Source organism: Rhodococcus sp. NPDC055112, assembly GCF_053607505.1.
The window spans coordinates 32,811-55,357 of record NZ_JBSGTR010000006.1; the positions used below are offsets into that span (position 1 = coordinate 32,811).

Annotated in this window: 17 protein-coding genes; 8 read left to right on the top strand and 9 right to left on the bottom strand. The window is 69.0% G+C overall.

Annotated elements, in window-relative coordinates; all coding sequences use genetic code 11:
- Positions 1 to 147: 147 nt before the first annotated feature.
- On the bottom strand, positions 148 to 738 hold the full coding sequence (locus ACWFRB_RS04950) for a TetR/AcrR family transcriptional regulator (protein WP_452639267.1): 591 nt from the start codon (positions 736 to 738) through the stop codon (positions 148 to 150).
- Positions 739 to 833: 95 nt separating this feature from the next.
- On the opposite strand from ACWFRB_RS04950, the gene ACWFRB_RS04955 reads away from it, so the two are divergent.
- On the top strand, positions 834 to 1,241 hold the full coding sequence (locus ACWFRB_RS04955; protein WP_452639268.1) for a VOC family protein: 408 nt from the start codon (positions 834 to 836) through the stop codon (positions 1,239 to 1,241).
- 244 nt (positions 1,242 to 1,485) lie between these two features.
- Positions 1,486 to 2,277, top strand: a complete 792-nt coding sequence (locus tag ACWFRB_RS04960) for a 3-oxo-5-alpha-steroid 4-dehydrogenase (RefSeq protein WP_452639269.1) — start codon at positions 1,486 to 1,488, stop codon at positions 2,275 to 2,277.
- A gap of 83 nt (positions 2,278 to 2,360) precedes the next feature.
- Here ACWFRB_RS04960 and ACWFRB_RS04965 read toward each other — a convergent pair whose 3' ends face one another.
- Positions 2,361 to 2,579, bottom strand: coding sequence for an RNA-binding S4 domain-containing protein (locus ACWFRB_RS04965; RefSeq protein WP_452639271.1), 219 nt, complete (start codon positions 2,577 to 2,579; stop codon positions 2,361 to 2,363).
- A gap of 47 nt (positions 2,580 to 2,626) precedes the next feature.
- On the opposite strand from ACWFRB_RS04965, the gene lysX reads away from it, so the two are divergent.
- From lysX to ACWFRB_RS04985, 4 genes are read left to right on the top strand one after another with little or no spacing between them, the layout of a single operon-like run.
- Complete coding sequence (gene lysX / locus ACWFRB_RS04970; protein ID WP_452639272.1) at positions 2,627 to 5,983, top strand: bifunctional lysylphosphatidylglycerol synthetase/lysine--tRNA ligase LysX; 3,357 nt, start codon at positions 2,627 to 2,629, stop codon at positions 5,981 to 5,983.
- On the top strand, positions 5,980 to 6,687 hold the full coding sequence (locus ACWFRB_RS04975) for a DUF998 domain-containing protein (RefSeq protein WP_452639274.1): 708 nt from the start codon (positions 5,980 to 5,982) through the stop codon (positions 6,685 to 6,687). The genes lysX and ACWFRB_RS04975 overlap by 4 nt, the downstream gene beginning before the upstream one ends.
- Complete coding sequence (locus tag ACWFRB_RS04980; RefSeq protein ID WP_452639276.1) at positions 6,684 to 7,502, top strand: alpha/beta fold hydrolase; 819 nt, start codon at positions 6,684 to 6,686, stop codon at positions 7,500 to 7,502. Before ACWFRB_RS04975 ends, ACWFRB_RS04980 begins: the two co-directional genes overlap by 4 nt.
- A gap of 4 nt (positions 7,503 to 7,506) precedes the next feature.
- Positions 7,507 to 8,121 carry a histidine phosphatase family protein gene (locus tag ACWFRB_RS04985; protein ID WP_452639277.1) on the top strand — a complete coding sequence of 205 codons (615 nt, stop codon included), beginning with the start codon at positions 7,507 to 7,509 and terminating at the stop codon, positions 8,119 to 8,121.
- A 22-nt stretch (positions 8,122 to 8,143) separates the two neighbouring features.
- Here ACWFRB_RS04985 and ACWFRB_RS04990 read toward each other — a convergent pair whose 3' ends face one another.
- Positions 8,144 to 8,440 carry a putative quinol monooxygenase gene (locus ACWFRB_RS04990; RefSeq protein WP_452639278.1) on the bottom strand — a complete coding sequence of 99 codons (297 nt, stop codon included), beginning with the start codon at positions 8,438 to 8,440 and terminating at the stop codon, positions 8,144 to 8,146.
- 294 nt (positions 8,441 to 8,734) lie between these two features.
- Here ACWFRB_RS04990 and ACWFRB_RS04995 point away from each other — a divergent pair, with 294 nt between their 5' ends.
- Entirely contained in the window at positions 8,735 to 9,820 is a 1,086-nt protein-coding gene (locus tag ACWFRB_RS04995) for an alpha/beta hydrolase (protein WP_452639279.1), read from the top strand.
- Here ACWFRB_RS04995 and ACWFRB_RS05000 read toward each other — a convergent pair.
- Positions 9,817 to 11,106 (bottom strand): PucR family transcriptional regulator, encoded by a 1,290-nt coding sequence (locus tag ACWFRB_RS05000; protein WP_452639281.1) that lies wholly within the window; start codon positions 11,104 to 11,106, stop codon positions 9,817 to 9,819. The genes ACWFRB_RS04995 and ACWFRB_RS05000 overlap by 4 nt on opposite strands.
- A 185-nt stretch (positions 11,107 to 11,291) precedes the next feature.
- A complete protein-coding gene (locus tag ACWFRB_RS05005) occupies positions 11,292 to 12,212 on the bottom strand; it encodes a cutinase family protein (protein ID WP_452639283.1) in 921 nt (306 codons plus the stop codon).
- Positions 12,213 to 12,407: 195 nt separating this feature from the next.
- On the opposite strand from ACWFRB_RS05005, the gene ACWFRB_RS05010 reads away from it, so the two are divergent.
- Positions 12,408 to 12,590: a hypothetical protein gene (locus ACWFRB_RS05010; protein ID WP_097210717.1), complete on the top strand. Its 183-nt coding sequence runs from the start codon at positions 12,408 to 12,410 to the stop codon at positions 12,588 to 12,590.
- A 76-nt stretch (positions 12,591 to 12,666) separates the two neighbouring features.
- Here ACWFRB_RS05010 and ACWFRB_RS05015 read toward each other — a convergent pair whose 3' ends face one another.
- The 4 genes from ACWFRB_RS05015 to gltB form a co-directional block, all read right to left on the bottom strand.
- Positions 12,667 to 14,379 carry an Ig-like domain-containing protein gene (locus tag ACWFRB_RS05015; protein WP_452639285.1) on the bottom strand — a complete coding sequence of 571 codons (1,713 nt, stop codon included), beginning with the start codon at positions 14,377 to 14,379 and terminating at the stop codon, positions 12,667 to 12,669.
- Positions 14,380 to 14,467: 88 nt separating this feature from the next.
- Entirely contained in the window at positions 14,468 to 16,252 is a 1,785-nt protein-coding gene (locus tag ACWFRB_RS05020) for an Ig-like domain-containing protein (protein WP_452639287.1), read from the bottom strand.
- Between the two features lie 223 nt (positions 16,253 to 16,475).
- Entirely contained in the window at positions 16,476 to 17,927 is a 1,452-nt protein-coding gene (locus ACWFRB_RS05025; protein WP_452639288.1) for a glutamate synthase subunit beta, read from the bottom strand.
- Entirely contained in the window at positions 17,920 to 22,521 is a 4,602-nt protein-coding gene (gene gltB, locus ACWFRB_RS05030) for a glutamate synthase large subunit (RefSeq protein WP_452639290.1), read from the bottom strand. The genes ACWFRB_RS05025 and gltB overlap by 8 nt, the downstream gene beginning before the upstream one ends.
- Positions 22,522 to 22,547 lie beyond the last annotated feature (26 nt).

Here is a 22,547-nt window from a genome sequence, read left to right on the forward strand (position 1 = left end):
GACGTACTTCGTGCATGCTTCGTGTCCTCCCCGTGAACCGGGAGGGAATTGCTGACGCCGCGGGTTCACGTCCACGTCACGCGACGCGAAAATCCAAGGATTCGTGGACAATTCGGACACACCTGCGCGGAACCACCGCCCGCGAGTTCAGCCCTGACGCAGGGACGCCAGCAGACGATCGAGCGTCGCCAGCGCCGAGTCCCGATCCCGGCCGGGGGCCTCCGACTGTGCCACCCAGAGCACCGCCTCGTTCATCGCACCGGACAGCAGGTGTGCGGCCGGTTCGGCGAGTCCGGGAGCGATCGTGCCCTCCGCCTGCAACTCGTCGAGCACCTCCTGCAGCAGGCGACCCGAGTTGGCCGCGTCGAGTTCCCGCCAGCGCTGCCATCCGAGCACCGCAGGCGCGTCGATCAACATGATCCGATGGACCCTGCGGTCCGACCCGGCGCGGACGAACTCGTGGCAGCCCTCGACGAGGGCGTCCCACAGATTCCCAGCCCCGGCCGCGGCGTGACTCACCCGCTCGGCGACCTCTTGCTGCACCTGGTCCACGACGGCATCGAACAGCCCGGCCTTGCTGCCGAAGTGGTGGTAGACCGCACCCCGAGTGAGACCGGATTGCCCTGCGACGTCGTCGAGTCCGACCGCGCCGAACCCACGGTCGGCGAACATCTCGACGGCCACCGCGAGCAGGGCTCGCGTTGTCGTCGCGGTCTGTTCCTTCTTCGACGGACTCAAGCCCACCCCTTCGACGACCCATTGATACGTACGCAGTGTATGCGTATGTTCAGACACATACATTGTGTACGTATCTATCTTGAACGGAGAACTTCATGGCAAAGACGAGCTTCTATCCGGTGATCTGCACCGACACCGTCGCCGAGTCGGCGGACTACTTCCGCCACTGGTTCGACTTCGAGACGACATTCGAATCCGATTGGTACGTGAGCCTTCGATGCGAACCCGACCTCGAACTCGCGATCCTGGACCACACCCACGAGACCATCCCCGAGGGGCACCGATCGCGCGCGCAGGGCATCATCCTCAACTTCGAGGTCGACGACGTGGACGCCGAGTACGAGCGCCTCGTGACGGTCGGACGTCATCCGGCGGTGCTCGACATCCGCACGGAGGACTTCGGGCAACGGCACTTCATCATCGCCGGTCCAGGGGGCGTCCTGATCGACGTCATCACCCCGACCCCGGCCACCGCCGAGTTCGAGCAGCAGTACGTCCAATAGGGCCGGCCCGCGTTCAATTCTGTCGATCGACACCGAGCGGGGCGCACGGTCGATTCGTGCGCCCCGCCTCGTCTTTGCGGCCAAACCGCGCCATTGCCAGGGCCTGTCGCCGGCACACCGATCGCACCATAGCGCCGCGGACAGCATCGAGACGTGGTAGAACGTGTTCCAGTTTGAGCGTCGCCGATCCGGCGTCGCCGCCGGAACGTGGCCGAGCAGGCCGCTCGCACGATGAAGGATCTCGATGCACTGGTACACCGGGAACACGGTCTACGACACCGTCCTGACGATCGCCTTCGCCTTCGCGGCGTTCGTCATCATCGGCGGCCTCTTCGCCCAGAGTTCGTACGGCCGATTCAGCTCGACGAACCTCGGGTTCAACCTCAACCCGAAGCTGGGCTGGTGGCTGATGGAGATCCCCGCGACGGTGGTGTTCGCCATCTTCTTCCTGACCGGCCCGAACCGGTTCGAACCCACGTCGCTGGTGCTCGCCGGGATCTGGCTGCTGCACTACGCGAACCGCGGCTGGTTCTTCCCGCTCTCGATCCGGCAGGTCCCGGGCAAGCGCAGCACCTTCAACGTCTCCGTCATCGGCATGGGGATGCTGGTGACCTGCATGCACGGCTACCTCAACGGCGCCTTCTTCAGCCACGACTACCTGAACCAGTACGGAACCGAATGGCTGACCGACCCCCGGTTCCTGTGCGGCGTGGTGATCTACCTGGGCGGGTTCGCCCTGCTGGTGTCGTCCGAGTCGATCGTGCGCAATCTCCGGGACAAGCAGAACCCCGGCGCGACCGAGTACAAGATCCCGTACGGCGGCGGGTTCCGGTTCGTCACCAGCCCGGCCTACCTCGGTGAGCTCATCGCCTGGGCCGGGTTCGCCCTGCTGACCTGGTCGCTGGCAGGCGTCGTCATCTTCCTGATCACCGCGGGCAACCTGATCCCCCGCGCCATCGCGACCCACAAGTGGTACCGCGAGAAGTTCGAGGACTACCCCACCGACCGCAAGGCCCTCGTCCCGCTCGTGGTCTGACCGCCGAGCGTGCAGTTGTCGGGACATCGCCCGAGTGGGATGCCGACAGCTGCACTCTCGGCGCTACGGCGCGGCCGGGAGCGCTAGCGCGAGACCCGCACGCTGATCCCACCGATCTCCACCACGTCGCCCTCGTGCAGCTGGCGGCCGCGGCGGACCTCTTCCTCACCGTTCACACTGACCAGACCGTCGGCGATGACGGCCTTGGCATCGGCGCCCGATTCGATCAGGTTCGCCAGTTTGAGGAACTGTCCGAGGCGGATCGAATCGTCACGGATCGGTACATCTTGGGGCGCAGGCACTCGTTCATCATCCCCCACACGAACGAAGAACCCTTCACACTGGGTAGATGACGCCGACCACCACGACCGAAACGTCGCTCGAGTCCGCTCATCCGACAGCCAAGCGACTGGGCAGACCGACCACGGGGCACCTCAGGCAGGTGCCGCACATCGCCGGCCTGGTGATCGGCGTCTACGCGACCCTGGTCTTCCTGTGGAGCATCTCGCCCGTGCTGCGGTACCTCATCCGGGTGCCGCGCGAGTACGTGAACGACTACTACTTCGACGCACCGGACACCAGCATCGTCTGGGCCCTGGTGCTGGCGCTGCTCGCGGCAGCGCTGGCCAGCCGCAAGCGCATCGCGTGGTGGTTGCTCACCATCTACCTGGTCCTCATCGCCCTCACCAATCTCGGCCAGGCCATCGTCGAGCGGAACGTGAACGCCGCGCTGGCCCTCGTCGTCCATCTCGCGGTGATCGGCGTGCTCATCGCCGCTCGCAAGGAGTTCTACACGCGGGTCAGGCGGGGCGCGGGCTGGAAGGCGCTCGGGGTGCTGCTGGTCGGTCTCGCCATCGGCACCCTGCTCGGCTGGGCGTTGGTGGAGCTGTTCCCGGGCACCCTGCCGTCGGATCAACGGCTGCTCTGGTCGCTCAACCGGGTCTTCGGCGGCGTCGTCTTGGGCAACGAGCAGTTCGACGGGCGCACACACGGTTTCGTCAGCACCCTGCTCGGGCTGCTCGGTGCCCTCGCGCTGCTGGCCGCGGTGGTCACCCTGTTCCGATCGCAGCGATCGGACAACGCGCTGACCGGCGACGACGAGTCGGCGCTGCGCGGACTGCTGGCCCGCTCGGGCGCCGACGATTCGCTCGGCTACTTCGCCACCCGCCGCGACAAGGCCGTGGTCTTCGCGCCAAGCGGCAAGGCGGCGGTCACCTACCGGGTCGAGCTCGGCGTCTGCCTGGCCAGCGGCGACCCGATCGGCGACGAGGAGGCCTGGCCGCACGCGGTGGACGCGTGGCTGGACCTGGCCTCCAATTACGGGTGGACCCCGGCGGTGATGGGAGCCGGCGAGCTCGGCGCCACCGCCTACGCGCGCGCCGGGCTGACCGTCCTCCAGCTCGGCGACGAGGCGATCCTGCACACCCGCGAGTTCAATCTCAACGGACGCGAGATGCGGCAGGTCCGGCAGGCGGTCAATCGGGTTCGCAAGCAGGGTGTCACCGTTCGGATCCGACGCCATCGCGACATCCCGCCCGAGGAGATGGCGCAGGTGATCGCCAGGGCGGATGCCTGGCGCGACACCGAGACCGAGCGCGGCTTCTCGATGGCCCTCGGCAGGCTCGGTGACATCACCGACGGCGACTGCGTGCTGGTCGAGGCAATCGGTGAGACGGACCAGGCCGGGGACGGCTCGGCCGACGGCGAGGTCCTCGGCATGCTCTCGCTGGTGCCGTGGGGTCCGACCGGGGTGTCGCTCGACCTGATGCGCCGGAACCCGAAGGCGCCCAACGGTGTCGTGGAGCTGATGGTGACCGAGCTCGCCACCGGTTCGGACCGGTTCGGCATCAACAAGGTGTCACTGAACTTCGCCGTGTTCCGGTCGGTCTTCGAGGAGGGCGCCCGGATCGGTGCGGGTCCGGTGCTGCGGGTGTGGCGATCGATCCTGGTCTTCTTCTCCAAGTGGTGGCAGCTCGAGGCGCTGTACCGCTCCAACGTGAAGTACCAACCGGATTGGGCCCCGCGCTACCTGTGCTTCTCCGACAGCCGGGTGCTGCCGAAGGTCGGCATGGCGTCCGCGGTGGCGGAGGGTTTCGTCACGCTGCCGCGGTGGCGGCGCCGCGACATCAGCAAGCACACCGGCACCCGCGTCGCGGTGCCGCAGTCCGTGGCGGCGGCGGGGTTGCTGCACTCGGACGGCAGTGCGCCCGACGACGTCGCCGCGCTCGCCACCGAGACCGTCGGCCCCCGTCGCCCGGAACAGGTCCGGGTGCGGATGGACAAGCTCGACCGGATGGCCGCCGATGGCGTCGATCCGTATCCGGTGGCCTACCCGCCGACCCACACCGTCGCCGAGGCAGCCTCGTCACCGGAGGGCACCAGGGTCCGAATCGCCGGGCGGCTCATGCGGATCCGTGCCTACGGCGGCGTCGCGTTCGCCGAGGTTCGCGACTGGTCCGGCGACCTGCAGGTGCTGTTCGACCGCACCACCGTCGGCGACCGGCTCGACGAGTTCACCGCCGATTTCGACCTCGGCGACCTCATCGAGGTGAGCGGCACCATCGGCCGCAGCCGCAAGGGCGAGCTGTCCGTGCTCGCCGCCGAGTGGCGGATGAACGGCAAGTGCCTGCACCCGCTGCCGGACAAGTGGAAGGGTCTGTCCGACCCGGAGACCCGGGTGCGTCAGCGCTACCTGGACCTCGCCATCAATCCCGAGGCCAGGGACCTGCTCACCGCCCGCAGCGCGGTGGTGAAGTCGTTGCGGGACTCGCTCACCTCCCGCGCCTTCATGGAGGTCGAGACCCCGATCCTGCAGCAGGTGCACGGCGGCGCGAACGCGGCACCGTTCATCACCCACATCAACGCCTACAACCTGGACCTGTACCTGCGCATCGCGCCGGAGCTCTACCTCAAGCGGCTGTGCGTGGCAGGCATGGAGCGGGTCTTCGAGATCGGCCGGGTGTTCCGCAACGAGGGGGTGGACTTCAAGCACAACCCCGAGTTCACGATCCTGGAGGCGTACGAGGCGCACAGCGACTACGAGCGGATGATGGTGCTGTGCCGGGAGCTGATCCAGGCGGCGGCCGTGGCCGCACACGGCCGCGAGATCATCCTGCGCCCCGGACCGGACGGCACACCGGTCGAGATCGACATCTCCGGCGACTGGCCGGTCAAGACCATGCACGGCGCGGTCGCCGAGAAGCTCGGCGTCGAGGTGACCCCGGAGACCCCCATCGAGGAACTGCGGCGGCTGTGCGACGAGAACGGGATCCCGCACCAGTCCGACTGGGACGCAGGCGCGGTCGCGCAGGAGATGTACGAACACCTGGTGGAGGACCAGACCGAGTTCCCCACCTTCTACACCAACTTCCCGACCTCGATGTCGCCGCTGACCCGGCCACACCCCACCATCCCCGGAGTCGCGGCGAAGTGGGACCTGGTGGCCTGGGGTGTCGAACTCGGCACCGCCTACAGCGAGCTCACCGATCCGGTCGATCAGCGCAGGCGGCTCACCGAGCAGTCGCTGCTGGCGGCCGGCGGCGACGAGGAGGCGATGGAGCTGGACGAGGACTTCCTGCAGGCCCTCGAGCACGCGATGCCGCCCACCGGCGGGATCGGGATGGGTGTGGACCGGATCGTCATGCTCATCACCGGCGGCAGCATCCGGGAATCACTGGCGTTCCCGCTGGCCAAGCCGCGCCAGTGACCGAACCCGACACCGCGCCCGACACCCAGCGGTGGATCCGCCGGATCCTGATCGGCCTGCTGGTGCTGGGGGCGGTGCTGTACTCGTCCTGGATGCTCGAGTGGGTGCTGCCGACGGGCCTCGACCCGAGCCGGGCCTACGTCAGCGAACTCGCCGCGCTGGATCAGCCGTACGGCTTCCTGTTCCGCACCGGGGACCTGCTCACCGGCATCGTGCTCGCCACAGCCGCGGGGTTCGGCCTGGCGCTGCGCCCGCGCCTGCTGCTGACCACGATCGGCTGGATCGGTCTTGCGGTCTTCGCGGTCAGCACGTTCCTCGACTCCCGGATGCCGCTGGCCTGTTCGGCCCACGGCAGCAGCGAGTGCGCCGGACGCGAGGAGGCCGGCCTGCTGCACGCCGTCCGGTCGTTGCACGCCGTGACCAGCACGGCCGCCGCGACGGCCGCGGCCGTCTCGGTGTTCGCCTTCATCCTCGCCGCATACCGCTACGGATGGCCGCGCCCGCTGCGTTGGTATGGGCTCGGCGTCGTCGCCCTCTATCTGGTCGGCACCGTGTGGACCCTCTTCGCCGTCGACATGGACGGGAGAGGCGACGAGGTCTGGCTCCTCGGCTACGCACAGCGACTGCAGCTGATCTCGGTCACCGCCTGGATCGTGTACGCAGCACTGCTCACCGCGCAGCAAGGCCGACGGGGTTCCACGTGAAACCACCGGGAGCGTTCGTCGAGGTCGGCGGGCGATCCCTGCACGTGATGGTGGAGGGGTCCGGCCCGCCGGTGGTGCTCGTCGGCGGACTCGCGGGCAACTGGTTCGACTGGGACGGGGTCGCAGCCCTGCTCAGCCGGGCCTGCACCGTGGTGCGGTTCGACCGGCCCGGCTTCGGACTCAGTCCCGCCTCCGACGAGCCGCCGACGGTCCGCGGGGAGGCCGACCGGATCGGTGCGGTGCTCGACGCGGTCGGGGTGCGCGGGCCCGTGACGGTGGTCGGTCACTCGATGGGCGGTTGGTACGCCGAGGGATTCGCGCGGACCCACCCCGGGCGGGCCGCGGCCCTGGTGCTGCTCGACACCAGCATCGCCGCGCGCCGCCCCCTCGCGCTCCCCCGCCGATGGCGGCTCGGCGTCTCGACCGGCCTCGCTCGGGGCGCCTCGGCGTGCGGGCTCCAGCGCCTGGCCGGTCCGTGGGTGCGCCTGGCCACCCACGGCGCCCCCGACACGGAAGCGGTCGACTGGATCCGGCAGACCTTCACCGAACCCGACTACCTGCGATCGGCCCTCATCGAGAACGCGGCGTACCCGGACCTGGGCGTCGAGCTCGAGCGGCTCCGCCTGCTCGGCCCCCTGCCCGCGACCCTGGTCGTGGCCGCCGATTCCGGTCGGTCGCGGCACTGGGTCCTGGCGCAGCGGCGGCTCGCCGACCGGCTCGGCGCCGGGTTCGAATCGCTGCGGCCCGCCCGGCACAACATGATGGCGGACCGCCCGGCCTCGGTCGCGGCGCTGATCGCGAGCATGACAGTCTGACCGGGTGCAATTGCTTCTGATCCGTCATGCGCTGCCCGAACGAATCCTCTCGGCCGAGTCCGCCGACGGCGCGGACCCGGGCCTGACCGCGGACGGTCACGCACAGGCCGGGCGGCTGGCAGGCGCCCTGGACCCGTATCCGATCTCCGCGATCGTCAGCAGCCCGCAGAGGCGTGCACTCGAGACGGCGGCACCGGTCGCGGCGGCCCGCGGGCTGACCGTGGCCACCGACGCCGGGCTCGCCGAGTACGACCACCGCCGTGCCCACTACGTGCCCATCCACGAGGCCAAGACGATCGCGCCGGACGCCTATGCCCGCATCCTCGCCGGGCACCTCCCCGACTTCGTCGACGAACGGGAGTTCCGGTCCCGGGTCCACGACGGCCTGGCCCGGGTGGTCGCGGGGGCCGACCACGAAGACACCGTGGCCGTGTTCGCGCACGGCGGCGTCATCAACGTGTACCTGCAGGGCCTGCTCGGCCTCGACCGCCCGCTGACCTTCCCGATCGACTACGCGTCGATCACCCGTGTCCTGGTGTCCCGCAACGGCAATGCCCGGGCGGCCTCGGTGAACGAGACCGGCCATGTCCGGGACCTGCTGATCCGGCACCGCCCGTAACGACCCGGTCCGGATACCGGACTCAGACCTCGATCGGGGTCAGCGGGTGGATCTGCGGCGCACCCGCCAGATGGGCGCCGAACGTGCCCAACGCTGCCTGCAGGTGCGGCGTCGCCATGTGCGCCTGCAATGCCTCCTGGCCGGTCCACACCTCGACCGTGACGAAGGTGCCGGGGGCCGCCGCGGATTCGTACAGCTCGTAGCCGAGGCAGCCGTCCTCACCACGACTCGCGGCTGCGAGGGTGGACAGGCCGTCCCGCACGATCTCCTCCGAACCGGGCTTTGCGGCGATGGTGGCCACCACCTTCAGATCCGACATCGGCTCCCCTTCCCTCAGGCCACCTCGTGCGGCCGTTTCCGGTCACGCTACTTGCCCGCGGACGCCCTCCGCAGGGCTATCCGAACCCCGAACTGGACGCTTGTACGTAAAAACTGGACGCTCAGTACAGAAGCGGCCGGATTTCTCGTGCGGTGCGCCCGGTGGCAGGGCGGACGATCCGCCCTAATGTCCTTGAAATGCCAGTGACCGCCATCACATTTTGACCGCGCAGGCGGCGTCCGCGCCGCGCGCACCGATGACGATCGCGTTCCCTGCGAAGCCCGAGGATGTCTAGTGACCAGCAGTGAAGTTGTGGAGTTTGTCAATGCCGGCGACCGCGAGTTCGGTTCGGTCCAGGCGCTGTTCGTCGACGGCGCCGTCGCGCCGCAGCCGGGCCACCTCCCGACCACGGTTGATCGCCAGGAGATCCACGGCACCAGCGTGCAGTCGCGCATGCTGGCCCACGCGCTGCGCATGACGGTGCGCCCGGTCATCTCGCTGTGGGCGAAGGCATCGTCGCTGCCCTGGCCGTTGAAGTTCCTCGACGACATGGGTGCCATGATGCATCCGCCGATCGAGGGCACCCGCAGCCACACCATCCTGCTCGACAACTGCAGCGCGCAGTGGGTCGAGGCGGATGGTGCCGACGGTGACCAGGTCGTCCTCTACCTGCACGGCGGCGGATTCATGTTCTGCGGGGTCGGCACCCACCAGCGCCTGGTCTCGCGGATCTCCGCCGCCGCACAGGCGCCGGTCCTGATGGTCGACTACCGGATGCTCCCGAAGCACAGCATCGGCGAGGCGGTCGACGACGGGGTCAACGGCTACCGCTGGCTGCTGGCCAAGGGCTACCGGCCCGATCAGATCGTCATCGCAGGCGACTCGGCGGGCGGCTACCTGTCGTTCATGATCCCGCTGGCCCTCCGTGAGCAGGGCCTGCCAGGTCCGGCAGGCATCGTGGCGCTCTCGCCCCTCACCGAGATGGATCCGGCCCGCAAGACCGAGCACCGCAACGCGGGCCGCGACGCCATGCTCCCGAGCCACGCACTCGGCGAGCTCGCCCGGATCTCCGGCCGGGCCAACAGCCGGTCGGGGTCGGCGCGCGACCGTTCGCGGCTGTGCCCGGTCGACAGTGACCTGCGGGGGCTGCCGCCGGTGCTGATCCAGGTCGGGTCGCACGAGCTGCTGCTGCCGGACTCCGAGCTGATGGCCGACCGGCTCGCCGAGGCGGGCGTGTCCTGCGAACTCCAGGTGTGGCGCCGACAGGTGCACGTGTTCCAGGCGGCCGCCGACGTGGTGCCGGAGGCACAGCGCGCGATCGACGAGATCGCCTACTTCGTCAAGACGGCGACACGGGAGCCGCTGAGCCTGGTCCGCTAGCCACCGGTGCTCGAGGCGGCCGAATCCGGTCCCGCCTCGAGCACGGCCGCGCCGAGCCAATGACACAGCGCCAGAGCGATTTCCAGGTCGAGGTGGCCGTCGCGGAGCTTGTGACCGAGCTGATCCTCCGCCTTGCGGAGCCGGTACACCACCGAGTTCTTGTGCATGTTCAGCTTTTCCGCGGTCGCGGTGTAGCTCGCTCCGTTGGCCAGGAACACGCGGATCGTCTCGCGCAGCCGCTCGCTCGCGGCATCGTCCAGGGCCAGCGGGCCGAGGATGTCGCGGACCCACCTCACGGTGGCAGGCATGTCGGCACACATCAGTGCGATCGCGCCGACCTCCGCGCTCGAGACGACGAGCGGGCCGCGACGCGCCGAGTTCGTCGCCACCAGCTGCGCGGACATCGCCTGCTCGTGGGTGCGCCGAAATCCGGCCACCCCTTCCGCAGGCACCCCGACCGCGAGCGTGACGGGGCGCTCCCAGCCGGCCACGATCGGCCCGATCGCCGAGAGATCGACCGACGACCCGACAGGCAACCAGGCCCACGCCTCGTTGTCGGCTCGCGGCACGACCAGCGGCGGCCCTGCGCAGCCGAGTCGTTCCGCGAGGACGCCGACCGATCGCTCGAGGAAACTCTTCTCGTTGTCACGGGATTCGGCCCGCTCGGTCCACAGCACCAGCGCCAGGTGCCGCTGGGAAAGCCGATATCCGAGGGTGAGTTCCGCGGCGGGCAGGTCCGTGGCCCGGCCCGTCAGGAGCGCTCCGATGCAAGCTTCACGGGAGACGCTGCTGCGGCGCAGCCACAGTTCACGCTCGACCTCGTAGGCGGCCGCCAGCTGGTGCGCCACCCGGTCGCCGTAACCGGCGGTGTCGGTCATGATGAGCAGCGCCGCCTGCGCGACCACCGCGGCGTCGTCGCTGAGCAGCTCCATCTGCTCGAGACACCACCGCATCACGGTGTCCGTGGACAGCCGGTTGGCCCGCTCCATCGCGGCCGGCGAGACCCCGCGCTGCGCGAGTTGCCTGGCGTATTCGAGCGCCGTCGCCGGTGCGTCGGTGCGCCCCGCCTCGATCCGGTGCTGCAGGATCTGGCGGATCGATGCCAGCGACTCCACCGTGGTGGCGGCCTGCATGGTGGCGATCAACGGATCCCTGGCCTCCACCATCTCGGAGGTCAGCCGGTCGATCACCCGCGCCGCGAGTTCCTCGCTCTGCATCTCCATCGCCGAGGCGAGCGCGACAACGAGCTCGCGCGCACCCAAGGCCGCTTCACCTGACGATCGCATGCCGCTGCTCCCTCGCGCCCGACGCCGTGGACCGGCTGTCCGCCGGTCGCAGGCATTGTGCCGGACCCTGACCACCTTGACCAGAGAATTCGGTGGGATCCGGCGTTGGGGCTGGTCGATCACGCGATGAAGCGGGTTCATCGCGTGATCGCGCAAGCGGTGAGGGGGGGCAACCGCCCCCGGGATCAGGCGCGGTCGCGCAGCCAGCCCGCCAGCCAGGTGGTCGGGGTGTTCCCGGCGGCGTCGACCGCGTATCCCTGGTAATCCTGGTGCGCGCCCGACCCGTAGAACCGCTCGAGCTGCTTCCGACGACCCTTGTTCGCCTCATCGGTGAGCTGGTTCTGCAGCGTCGGGATGCCACCCGCGCCGAGCAGGTCGTTCCAGATCATCGTCGCCTCGTCGCCGTAGCTCGGGGAATCCGAGGAGCCCGGATCCGAGTTCTGTGCGAGGAAACCGGCCAGCCGGGTGACGAAGTCGGTGCGCTCGGTCGCGCAGTACAGGTCACCTGGCGCGCAGAAGGTCACCGTGCGGTCGCTGAGCCAGCCGAACCCGCCGATTCGCGGGCCGCCCGAGCCGATGCCCGGCACGGCCGGGCCGATCAGCACGTCGCTGTCCGCGCGGCGCGGGTCGGAGAGCAGCCCGACGGCCGCCACCTTCTCGGGGCGGATGGTGCTGGTGCCGGTGCCGATCTCCGCGGCCAGATCGCCCGCCGCGTCCGCGCCCTGGCTGTAGCCGATGATGCCGAAACGCGTGTCGGCGCAGGCCCGCTGCATCGCCTCCAGCATGCCCCGCGCGTTGTCGGTGGCCTGCTTCTTCGATGCCCCGTACACCTCCGCCTCCCACGGGAACGCGGTCGCCGCGTAGGTGACGTAGTCGGACCGGATCTTCGACGCGGGAAGCGCATTGGTCACGGCGGCGAGCATGCCGGGACCGGGACGCTTGTCCGGCTGCGTGGACGTCTCCCAGGTACCCGGGACGGCCACCACGTACATACTCGGGCAATTGCCTCCCGACGGCGCGGCCTGGGCGGCCGTGCCGGAGAGCACCGTCCCCACGGTCGCAGCAGCGAACGCGGACAGCACTGCGATGGACTTCTTCAGGCGCATTGTGCGAGCCCCCTCTTTCCTTCCGATTCCCGGTCCGGCCAGCCCATACTGCCCGCGGGAGGTATCAAAAAGATGCACAGACGATGAACCAGACGCTACCGCAGACCCCGGGGTTTGCGCGCACCGAGATCACCCTCCACGCGATACCCCCGGGGTGCACGCGGGCGCACCCTGGGAGCGGGGCAGAATCGAACCATGGTCGATGCCGCCGTACTCGTGACGATCGCCTCCGTCTGCGTCGGGTTCGTCCTGTTCGTGACGGCGGCCAGCGGCGCCCGTGGCCGCTGGAATCGAGGGCTGGTGATCGCCCTCTTCGCGGCCGCGATCTGCTGCCTGACGGTCGTTCCACTGACCGTCGCGCTCACCGCGGGGGTGTAGCGGGAACTCCCCGCGGAGAGCGGCGGGTGCGCCGCCGGCCGTGAGCCGGCGACGCACCCCGAGCGCTCGGCCTCGATCAGGAGCCGAAGATGCTCTCCAGGCTGCCGAGTCCGCCGCCGTTACCCGGACCGGTGGCACCGGGCACCGTCAGCGTCTGCGGAGCCGCGGCGGAACTGGTGAACCCGGCGTCACCGGTGAACTCCGCCGTGACGTTGTAGGTGCCGGAGTTGTGGAACGTGGTGGGCAGCGTCGCGACACCGTCGACCACGTCGACCGGGCCGCCGATCAGCGCGGTGCCGATCTTGAACTGCACCTTGCCCTTGGCGTTGGCCGGGTCGACCGTCGCCCTCAGCGTCACCGGGACGTTCTTCTCCACGGTGCCGGGTGCCGCGAGCGTGGTGGTGGTCTCCACGTCCGCGGGCGCGGGCGTCGTGACGCTCACCGGGAAGGCGAGCGAGGTCGACGGCGCGAAACCCTGTGCGCCGCTGAACTTCGCGACCACCTTGTGGGTTCCGGTCGTGGTGAAGGTGTACGGGGCAACGGCAATGCCGTCGGTGCCGACCATGCCGGTCACCGGGGCCCCGCCGTCGACGATGAAGTTCACCGTTCCGCCGGTCCCCTCGGGGGTGACCCGCGCCGTGAGATTCACGTCCTGGCCGACCTTGGCGTTGGCCGGGGCCTCGACCGTGGTGGTGGTCGCCGTTTCCGGCGGCGCTTCGGTGGTGACCTTCACGATCTTTGCCGCCGAGGTGGATCCCACGAATCCGGGCGCGCCGGAGTAGACCGCGGTGATCGGGTGGTCGCCGTCGGTGGTGAACGTCGTCGTGAGGGCCGCGTTGCCGCCTGCCAGCCCGATCGGGGCGCCGATCGGGGCGTCACCGTCCTTGAACTGCACGGTGCCGCCGCTCGCCGACGGTGCGACGTTGGCGGTCAGGGTGACCGGGGTGCCGTTCTTGGCAGTGCCAGGGCCGGCGAGGGTGGTGGTGGTGGCCTTGTCCGCCTCGGTGATGCTGGTCGTCGCCAGCGGGCCCGCACCCCCGTTGAGGGGCGCACTCTCACCGTCACGCGGGCTGCACTGGGTCGGGGCCCATGCGGTGATGATCAGCGTCGCCTTCGGCAGGAATGTCAGGAAGTTCTTGTCGTTGGCCCACTTCCCCGCGTCACCCCCGGTGCGCAGCTTGATCTCGACGTTTCCGGAGGCGCCCGCCCGCAACCGAGCCTTGACCTGGGGCAGTTGGAATGTGGTGTTCGCGCCGGACACCGCCTTCGCGACGATGCCACCCTCGGCGTTCTTGCTGGAGTTGGGACCGTTTCCGATGACTGCGTTGTTGCCCGAGAGACGAATGACCGTCCCGTTCGGGTCCACGTTGCCGTTCTCGTTGACCCGCAGCACATTAGGTGCGACACCGCTGAGTCCGGAGCTGGTGCCCGGCACGATGTCCGCGCCGAGGAACTCCGCGTTCTGCGGCACGTCGACGTCGATCTTGATCCGCGAGACGTTCTGCACGCTCGCCCCCGACACCGAGTTGGGGTAGGTGATGGGCGGCGGCGCGATGGTGACCTCGTACTCCTGGCCGGCATCGACCGTCGCGGGGGCATCGATGGTCACCGACGACGGCTGCGCCTGCACGGTCGGCCCGGCGACGGCCGACGGGGTCGCCAGGCAGGCGGCCGTGAAGTTGGTGGTGATCGGGGCGGCCTGGGCAGGCATGCCACCGAACACGGTGATCCCGACGACAGCCGCCGCGGTGATCGGAGTCGCTATCCGCCGAATTCTCTTGTTCTGCATGAATTCTCCTGAGATAGGGAAAGTCTGGATCCCACCCGGGCCCGGGACGTGCACGCGGCACGCCCCGGGCCGGTCGTGGGGTGGTCGGCTAGCTACCGAACAGGCTGGACAGTGATCCCGTGTCGAGGCTGCCGGTGCCACCGGGGGTGCCTGCGGCCGCGACGTTCACCACGGACGGCCCGGACACCGAGTCCTTGAACCCGGCGCCCCCGATGAAGCTGGCGGTGACGCCGAAGGTGCCCTCCTCCGCGAAGGTGTGCGACAGCGTGGCCACGCCGTTGACGACGGCCACCGGGCCACCGATCGGGGTGGTGCCGACCTTGAACTGCACGGTGCCGTTGGCACCCGCGGGCGCGACCGTCGCCTTGAACTGCATGGCCTGTCCGACGGCCGCGTTGCCGGTGACCGCGAGGGCCGTGGTGGTGGCCTCACGGGTGTCCGGCTCGTTCACGGTGACGGTGAAGCCGCTCGAGGTGGATCCGGTGAAGCCGGTGGTCCCCGTGAACTCGGCGACCACGTTGGCGGTGCCGGCGGCGCCGAAGGTGTGCGGCAGGATCGCGACGCCGTCACCGGTGCCCACCGGTGCGGTGCCCACCTCCGTGCCGTTGACCAGGAACTTGACGGTGCCGCCGGTCGGGATCGGGTGCACGGTGGCCGACAGGTTCACCGAGGTACCGACGACCGCGGTGACCGGCTCGAGCACGGTGGTGGTGGTGCCCCAGTCGGCATCCTTGACGACCAGCTCGGCCGGCGGGGACACCGAGTCGGTGTAGCCGGCGGTGCCGGTGAAGACGCCGACGAAGCTGTGGGTGCCCGCCTCGTCGAACTTGCGGGTGATCGAGGCAGTGCCGTTGACCACGGGGACCGGTTCTCCGACGTTGGTCTCACCGTCCTTGAACTGGACGGTGCCTGCTGCGGTCGCGGGGGTGACCGTCGCGGTGACCTGGACGTCGTCGCCGACCAGCGCGGTGGCCTGGACCTGGATCGCGGTCGTGGTGTCGGCGGTGACGTCGACCGTCTTCACCCCGGAGGTCGAGTCGTGGAAGCCGGGACCTGCGGTGAACACGGCGGAGATGTTGTGCGCGCCGACCGCGTCGAAGGTGTGCGACAGGGTCGCGTTGCCGTTGGCCACGCCGACGGGGCCGCCGATGTTCGCGGCACCGTCCTTGAACTGCACGGTGCCGACCGCGTTGGCGGGCCCGACGTTCGCGGTGAGGTCGACCGGGGTGCCGGTCTTGGCGGTGGCGGGGACCTGCAGGTCCGTGGTGGTGTTCACGGCGGGGTCGACGACGCGCACCCACGCGCCTGCGGGGTTGGCGCCCGACTGCGTGCTGAACGCATAGACGTCGAACACGAAGCCCGCGTTGTAGTCGCCGAAGGCCTGGGTCGTGGGGATCTGGTAGGTGACGTCGAAGTTCACGTTGTCCAGGTAGCCCTTGGTGCCCAGGATCGGCACCGAGTTGCAGCCGCCGCCGGTGCACGTCGCCTTGACGCCCGCGGCGCCCTCGTTGGTGACGTTCGACTGCTTGCTGATCGTGTGCGAGAGGTACTGGAAGCCCGCGGGCTGGATCTGCCGGATCGCGGTCATGTACCGGCCGATGCCTGCGGTCTTCCAGATCTTGGCGGTGTAGGTCACGGTGTCGCCCGGGTGGACGACGTTGACACCCGGCGTGGCGGGGTTGACCGCGGTCCCGTTCACGGCGGTCAGGCTGAGGTTCCAGCGCAGGTTGTCGGCCGTCTTATCGCCCGACGACGCGGGCGGCGGGGGTGTCTCCTGCGCGGCGGCGGTGGCCGCACCGCCGAGCATCAGTGTCATCGCGGCGCCGGCCGCTATGAGGGGTGTCGCAAGGCGACGGGTCATGGACAAGAGCACGGTTACCTCCTGAACGGCCCACCCGAGTGGGTTGCAGTGGCGTGACTCACATCACAGAATCGGCCGAAGCCTAACCGTCACCAAACTGATACGTCCTCAATTTCCTGAACATTCGTCCATATGACCGACAGCGCCGGAAACCCCCCTTACGCAGGAAACCCGCCGCCCCGAGTGGTCGGGACGGCGGGTTGCCGTTCGGTTACAGGCCGTTATCGGCCCGTGATCATCGCTGCGGTGCCGCCGTGGGAACGATCGGCGAGGGCAGCGAGGTCTCGCCCTCGAGGAACTTGTCGACGGCGGCCGCGCAGGCGCGACCCTCCGCGATGGCCCACACGATGAGCGACTGGCCGCGGCCCATGTCGCCGGCCACGAACACGCCGTCCACGTTGGTCGCCCACTCGCCGGAACGGGTCACGTTGCCGCGCTCGTTCAGGTCGACGCCCAGGTCGGTCAGCAGGCCCGGCTTCTCCGGTCCGACGAAGCCCATCGCCAGCAGCACCAGGTCGGCCTCGAGCTCGAAGTCGGTGCCCTCCTGCTTCTCGAAGCGACCGCCGACCATCTTGACCTCGTGGGCCTTGAGTCCGGTGACCTTGCCGTCCGCTCCGGAGAACTGCTCGGTGTTCACCGCGAACACCCGCTCGCCGCCCTCCTCGTGTGCCGAGGAGACCCGGTACATGAGCGGGTACGTCGGCCACGGGGTGGAGTCCGCGCGGGCCTCCGGCGGGCGCGGCATGATCTCGAACTGATGCACGAGCTCCGCACCCTGGCGCAGCGAGGTGCCCAGGCAGTCGGCGCCGGTGTCGCCGCCGCCGATGATGACGACCTTCTTGCCCTCGGCGGTGATCGACGGTGCGTCCGCATCGCCGAGCTGCACGCGGTTGGCGATCGGCAGGAACTCCATCGCCTGATGGATGCCGTCCAGCTCGCGGCCGGGGATCGGCAGGTCGCGCGCCTCGGTGGCGCCACCGGCCAGCACGACCGCGTCGAAGTCCGCACGCAGCTGCTCCGCCGAGATGTCCACGCCGACATTGACTCCCGGCCGGAAGATGGTGCCCTCGGACTCCATCTGGACCAGGCGCCGGTCGATGTGGCGCTTCTCCATCTTGAACTCGGGGATGCCGTAGCGGAGCAGGCCACCGATGCGGTCCGCCCGCTCGAACACGGTCACGGTGTGACCGGCCCGCGTGAGCTGCTGCGCGGCGGCCAGGCCGGCAGGCCCGGATCCGACGACCGCGATCTTCTTGCCGGTCAGGCTGGACGGCCGCACCGGCTTGACCCAGCCCTCGTCGAAGGCGCGATCGATGATCTCGACCTCGACCTGCTTGATGGTGACCGGATCCTGGTTGATGCCGAGCACGCAGGACGCCTCACAGGGCGCCGGGCACAACCGACCGGTGAACTCCGGGAAGTTGTTGGTCGCGTGCAGACGGTCGATGCTGTCGCGCCAGCGATCCTTGTGCACCAGGTCGTTCCACTCGGGAATCAGATTCCCGAGCGGGCAACCGTTGTGGCAGAACGGGATACCGCAGTCCATGCATCGGCTGGCCTGGGTGCGGAGGGTCTTCGAATCGAAGTCCTCGTACACCTCCTTCCAGTCCATCAGCCGCAGCGGCACCGGCCGCCGAACCGGCAGTTCGCGCGAGGTGTGCTTGAGGAAGCCGCTTGGATCACCCACGAGCTGCCTCCATGATTGCCTCGTCCACGTCAGTTCCGTTCTTCTTCGCGGTGTCGATCGCCACGAGCACCTTCTTGTAGTCGCGCGGCATCACCTTCACGAAGTGATTCACCTGCTGAGACCAGTCCGAGAGGATGCGCGCGGCAACCTCGGACCCGGTCTCGTCCCTGTGCCGTTCGATGGCACCCTTCAGCCAGCCGAAGTCCTCGTGCTCGAGGTCCTCGAGATCGACCAGTTCGGTGTTGAGGTCCTTCTCGAAGGACTTCTCCGGGTTGTAGACGAACGCGACGCCGCCGGACATGCCAGCACCGAAGTTGCGTCCGGTCGCGCCGAGCACGACCACCCGTCCACCGGTCATGTACTCGCAGCCGTGGTCGCCCACGCCCTCGACCACCGCGGTCGCGCCGGAGTTCCTGACCGCGAAACGCTCACCCGCGATGCCGCGGATCAGGGCCTCGCCGCCGGTGGCACCGAACAGGATCACGTTGCCCGCGATGATGTTCTCCTCGGCGACGAACCCGTCGGCGGCCTGCAGCGGCGGGCGCACCACTATGCGTCCACCCGAGAGTCCCTTGCCGACGAAGTCGTTGGCGTCGCCGTACAGCCGCAGCGTCATGCCCTTCGGGACGAAGGCGCCGAAGCTGTTGCCCGCCGATCCGGTGAAGGTGATGTCGATGGTGTCCTCGGGCAGGCCCGCACCGCCGTACACCTTGGTCACCTCGTGGCCGAGCATGGTGCCGACCGTCCGGTTGACGTTGGTGATCTTCGACTCGAACTTCACCGGCTGAGCGCTGTCGATGGCCGCACGACTCTGTGCGATCAACTGCTGGTCGAGCGCCTTCTCGAGCCCGTGGTCCTGCGAACCGGTGCAGTACAGGTCCTGATCCATGAAGGACGACTCGGTCTTCGCCAGGATCGGCGACAGGTCGAGCTTGGATGCCTTCCAGTGCTCGAGCGCCTCGGTCGTGTCCAGCGCGTCGACCTGACCGACCGCCTCGTTGATGGTGCGGAAGCCGAGCTCGGCTAGGAGCTCACGCACCTCCTCGGCGATGAACATGAAGAAGTTCTCCACGAACTCGGGCTTGCCCGCGAAACGCTTGCGCAGCACCGGGTTCTGGGTCGCGACACCAACGGGGCAGGTGTCGAGGTGGCACACGCGCATCATGATGCAGCCGGAGACCACCAGCGGCGCGGTGGCGAATCCGAACTCCTCGCCGCCGAGCAGCGCGGCGATGATCACGTCGCGGCCCGTCTTGAGCTGGCCGTCGACCTGCACCACGATGCGGTCGCGAAGACCGTTGAGCAGCAGCGTCTGCTGGGTCTCGGCGAGGCCGAGTTCCCACGGCGCGCCCGCGTGCTTGACCGAGGTCAGCGGGGTTGCGCCGGTGCCGCCGTCGTGCCCGGAGATCAGCACCACGTCGGCGTGCGCCTTCGAGACGCCCGCGGCGACGGTGCCGACACCGATCTCGGAGACCAGCTTGACGTGGATGCGAGCCGCGGGATTGGCGTTCTTCAGGTCGTGGATCAGCTGCGCGAGATCCTCGATCGAGTAGATGTCGTGGTGCGGCGGCGGCGAGATGAGGCCGACGCCAGGGGTGGACCCTCGCACCTCGGCGACCCACGGGTACACCTTGTGCGGCGGCAGCTGGCCGCCCTCGCCGGGCTTGGCACCCTGCGCCATCTTGATCTGGATGTCGGTGCAGTTGCTGAGGTAGTGCGCCGTCACGCCGAACCGGCCGGACGCGACCTGCTTGATCGCGGACCGGCGCCAGTCACCGTTGGCCTCCACCTCGAAGCGCGACGGATGCTCTCCGCCCTCACCCGAGTTGGAGCGACCACCGAGACGGTTCATCGCGATCGCCAGCGTCTCGTGCGCCTCGGCGGAGATGGAGCCGTAGCTCATCGCACCGGTCGAGAAGCGCTTGACGATCTCGGAGGCGGGCTCCACCTCGTCGATCGAGATCGGCTGGCGCACACCGCTCTTGAACTTGAACAGGCCACGCAGGGACGCCAGGCGCTCCGACTGGTCGTCGACGAGCTTGGTGTACTCCTTGAAGATCTCGTACTGACCGGTCCTGGTGGCGTGCTGGAGCTTGAACACCGTGTCCGGGTTGAACAGGTGGTACTCGCCCTCACGGCGCCACTGGTACTCGCCGCCCACCTCGAGCTCGCGGTGCGCGCGCTCCTCGGGACGGTTCAGGTACGCGGCCCCGTGCCGGATCGAGATGTCCGCGGCGAGCTCGTCGAGGCCGATACCGCCGAGGCTGGAGTTCAGCCCGGTGAAGTACTCGTCCACCAGCTCCTGCGACAGGCCGATCACCTGGAACAGCTGCGCGCCGGTGTAGGAGGCGAGGGTGGAGATGCCCATCTTGGACATCACCTTCAGCACGCCCTTGCCCGCGGCCTTGATGTAGTTCTTGACCGCGTCCTCGAAGGCGATGCCGGTGAGGTCGCCGCCCTCGATCATGTCCTCGATCGTCTCGAAGGCCATGTACGGGTTGATGGCCGCGGCACCGAAGCCGACGAGCGTGGCCATGTGGTGCACCTCGCGGGCGTCACCGGTCTCGATGACCAGTCCGACCTTGGTGCGCGAGCGCTCCCGGACCAGGTGGTGATGCACGGCCGAGGTCAGCAGCAGCGACGGGATCGGGGCGAACGTCTCGTTCGAGTTCCGGTCGGAGAGCACGATGATCCGGGCCCCGCCGGCGATCGCCTGCGAGACCTGGAAGCGGATGTCGTCGAGCGCCTTGCGCAGGCCCTTGCCGCCGTCGGCGACCCGGTACAGGCCGGGCACGACCACCGAACGCAGGCCGGGGAAGTCACCGTCGTCGTTGACGTGGACCAGCTTGGCGAGGTCGTCGTTGTTCAGGATCGGCTGCGGCAGCGCCAGCAGGCGGCAGGACGCCGGGCCCGGGTGGAGCAGGTCGCCCTCCGGTCCCATGCTGCCGCCGAGGCTGGTGACGACCTCTTCGCGGATCGCGTCCAGCGGCGGGTTGGTCACCTGTGCGAACAGCTGCGAGAAGTAGTCGAACAGCAGTCGCGGACGGGCCGACAGGACCGCGATCGGGGTGTCGGTGCCCATCGAACCGAGCGCCTCACCACCGGTCTTGGCCATCGGCGCGATGAGGACGTTCAGTTCCTCGTTGGTGTACCCGAACATCTGCTGACGGATCAGCACCCGGTCGTGGTTCATGTGCACGTGATCGCGCTCGGGCAGGTCGGCCATGTGCACGAGCCCGGCGTCGAGCCACTCCTGGTAGGGGTGCTCGGCCGCCAGCTCCGACTTGATCTCGTCGTCGCTGATGATCCGGCCCTGCGCGGTGTCGACCAGGAACATCCGGCCGGGCTGCAGGCGGACCTTCCTGATCACCTTGGCGGGATCGATGTCGAGGACGCCGACCTCGGAGGCCATCACGACGAGTCCGTCGTCGGTCACCCAGATGCGGCTCGGGCGCAGACCGTTGCGGTCGAGCACGGCGCCGATGACGGTGCCGTCGGTGAAGCACACCGAGGCGGGTCCGTCCCAGGGCTCCATCAGCGTGGAGTGGTACTCGTAGAACGCCCGGCGGGCCGGGTCCATGCTCTCGTGCCGCTCCCACGCCTCGGGGATCATCATCAGCACGGAGTGCGGGAGGCTGCGGCCACCGAGGTGCAGCATCTCGAGCACCTCGTCGAAGCGCGCGGTGTCGCTGGCACCCGGGGTACAGATCGGGAAGATCTTCTCGAGTGCGCCCGCACCGAACACGTCGGACTGGATGAGCGACTCGCGAGCGCGCATCCAATTCTCGTTGCCGGTGACGGTGTTGATCTCACCGTTGTGCGCGACGCGCCGGAACGGGTGCGCCAGCGGCCACGACGGGAAGGTGTTGGTGGAGAAGCGCGAGTGCACGAGGCCGAGCGCCGACTCCATCCGCTCGTCCTGGAGGTCCAGGTAGAAGCTCTTGAGCTGCGGCGTGGTGAGCATGCCCTTGTAGACGATGGTCTGGCCGGACAGGCTCGGGAAGTACACCGACTCGCGGCCGGGGCCGTCCTCGCCTGCCCCGCCGTCGCCGAGCTCGTGCTCGACCCGCTTGCGGACCACGTAGGCACGACGCTCCAGTGCCATGCCGGTGACCGACACGTCGGCCGCCGCGACGAAGACCTGCCGGAACGTGGGCATCGCGTCGCGCGCCATCGCACCCAGCGAGGAGTCGTCGGTGGGGACCGCACGCCAGCCGAGGACCGTCAGGCCCTCCTCCGCGGCGATCTTCTCGACGCCCGCGGCGGCCTCGTCGGCGGCCGCGGCATCCTGCGGGAGGAACCCGATACCGGTCGCGTAGGCACCCTCGGCGGGCAGGTCGAAGTCGACGACCGCGCGCAGGAACGAGTCCGGGACCTGCAGCATGATGCCCGCGCCGTCGCCGGTGTTCGGCTCGGAACCGGCCGCACCACGGTGTTCGAGGTTCACCAGCGCGGTGATGGCCTTGTCGACGATGTCGCGGCTGCGGCGCCCGTGCATGTCGACGACGAACGCGACACCACAGGCGTCGTGCTCGTTCGCGGGGTCATAGAGGCCCTGGGGTCCGGGAGACCTGTGGCCTGGAAATTGCTTCATACCTAGCCTTCGTGTGCGTCAGATGC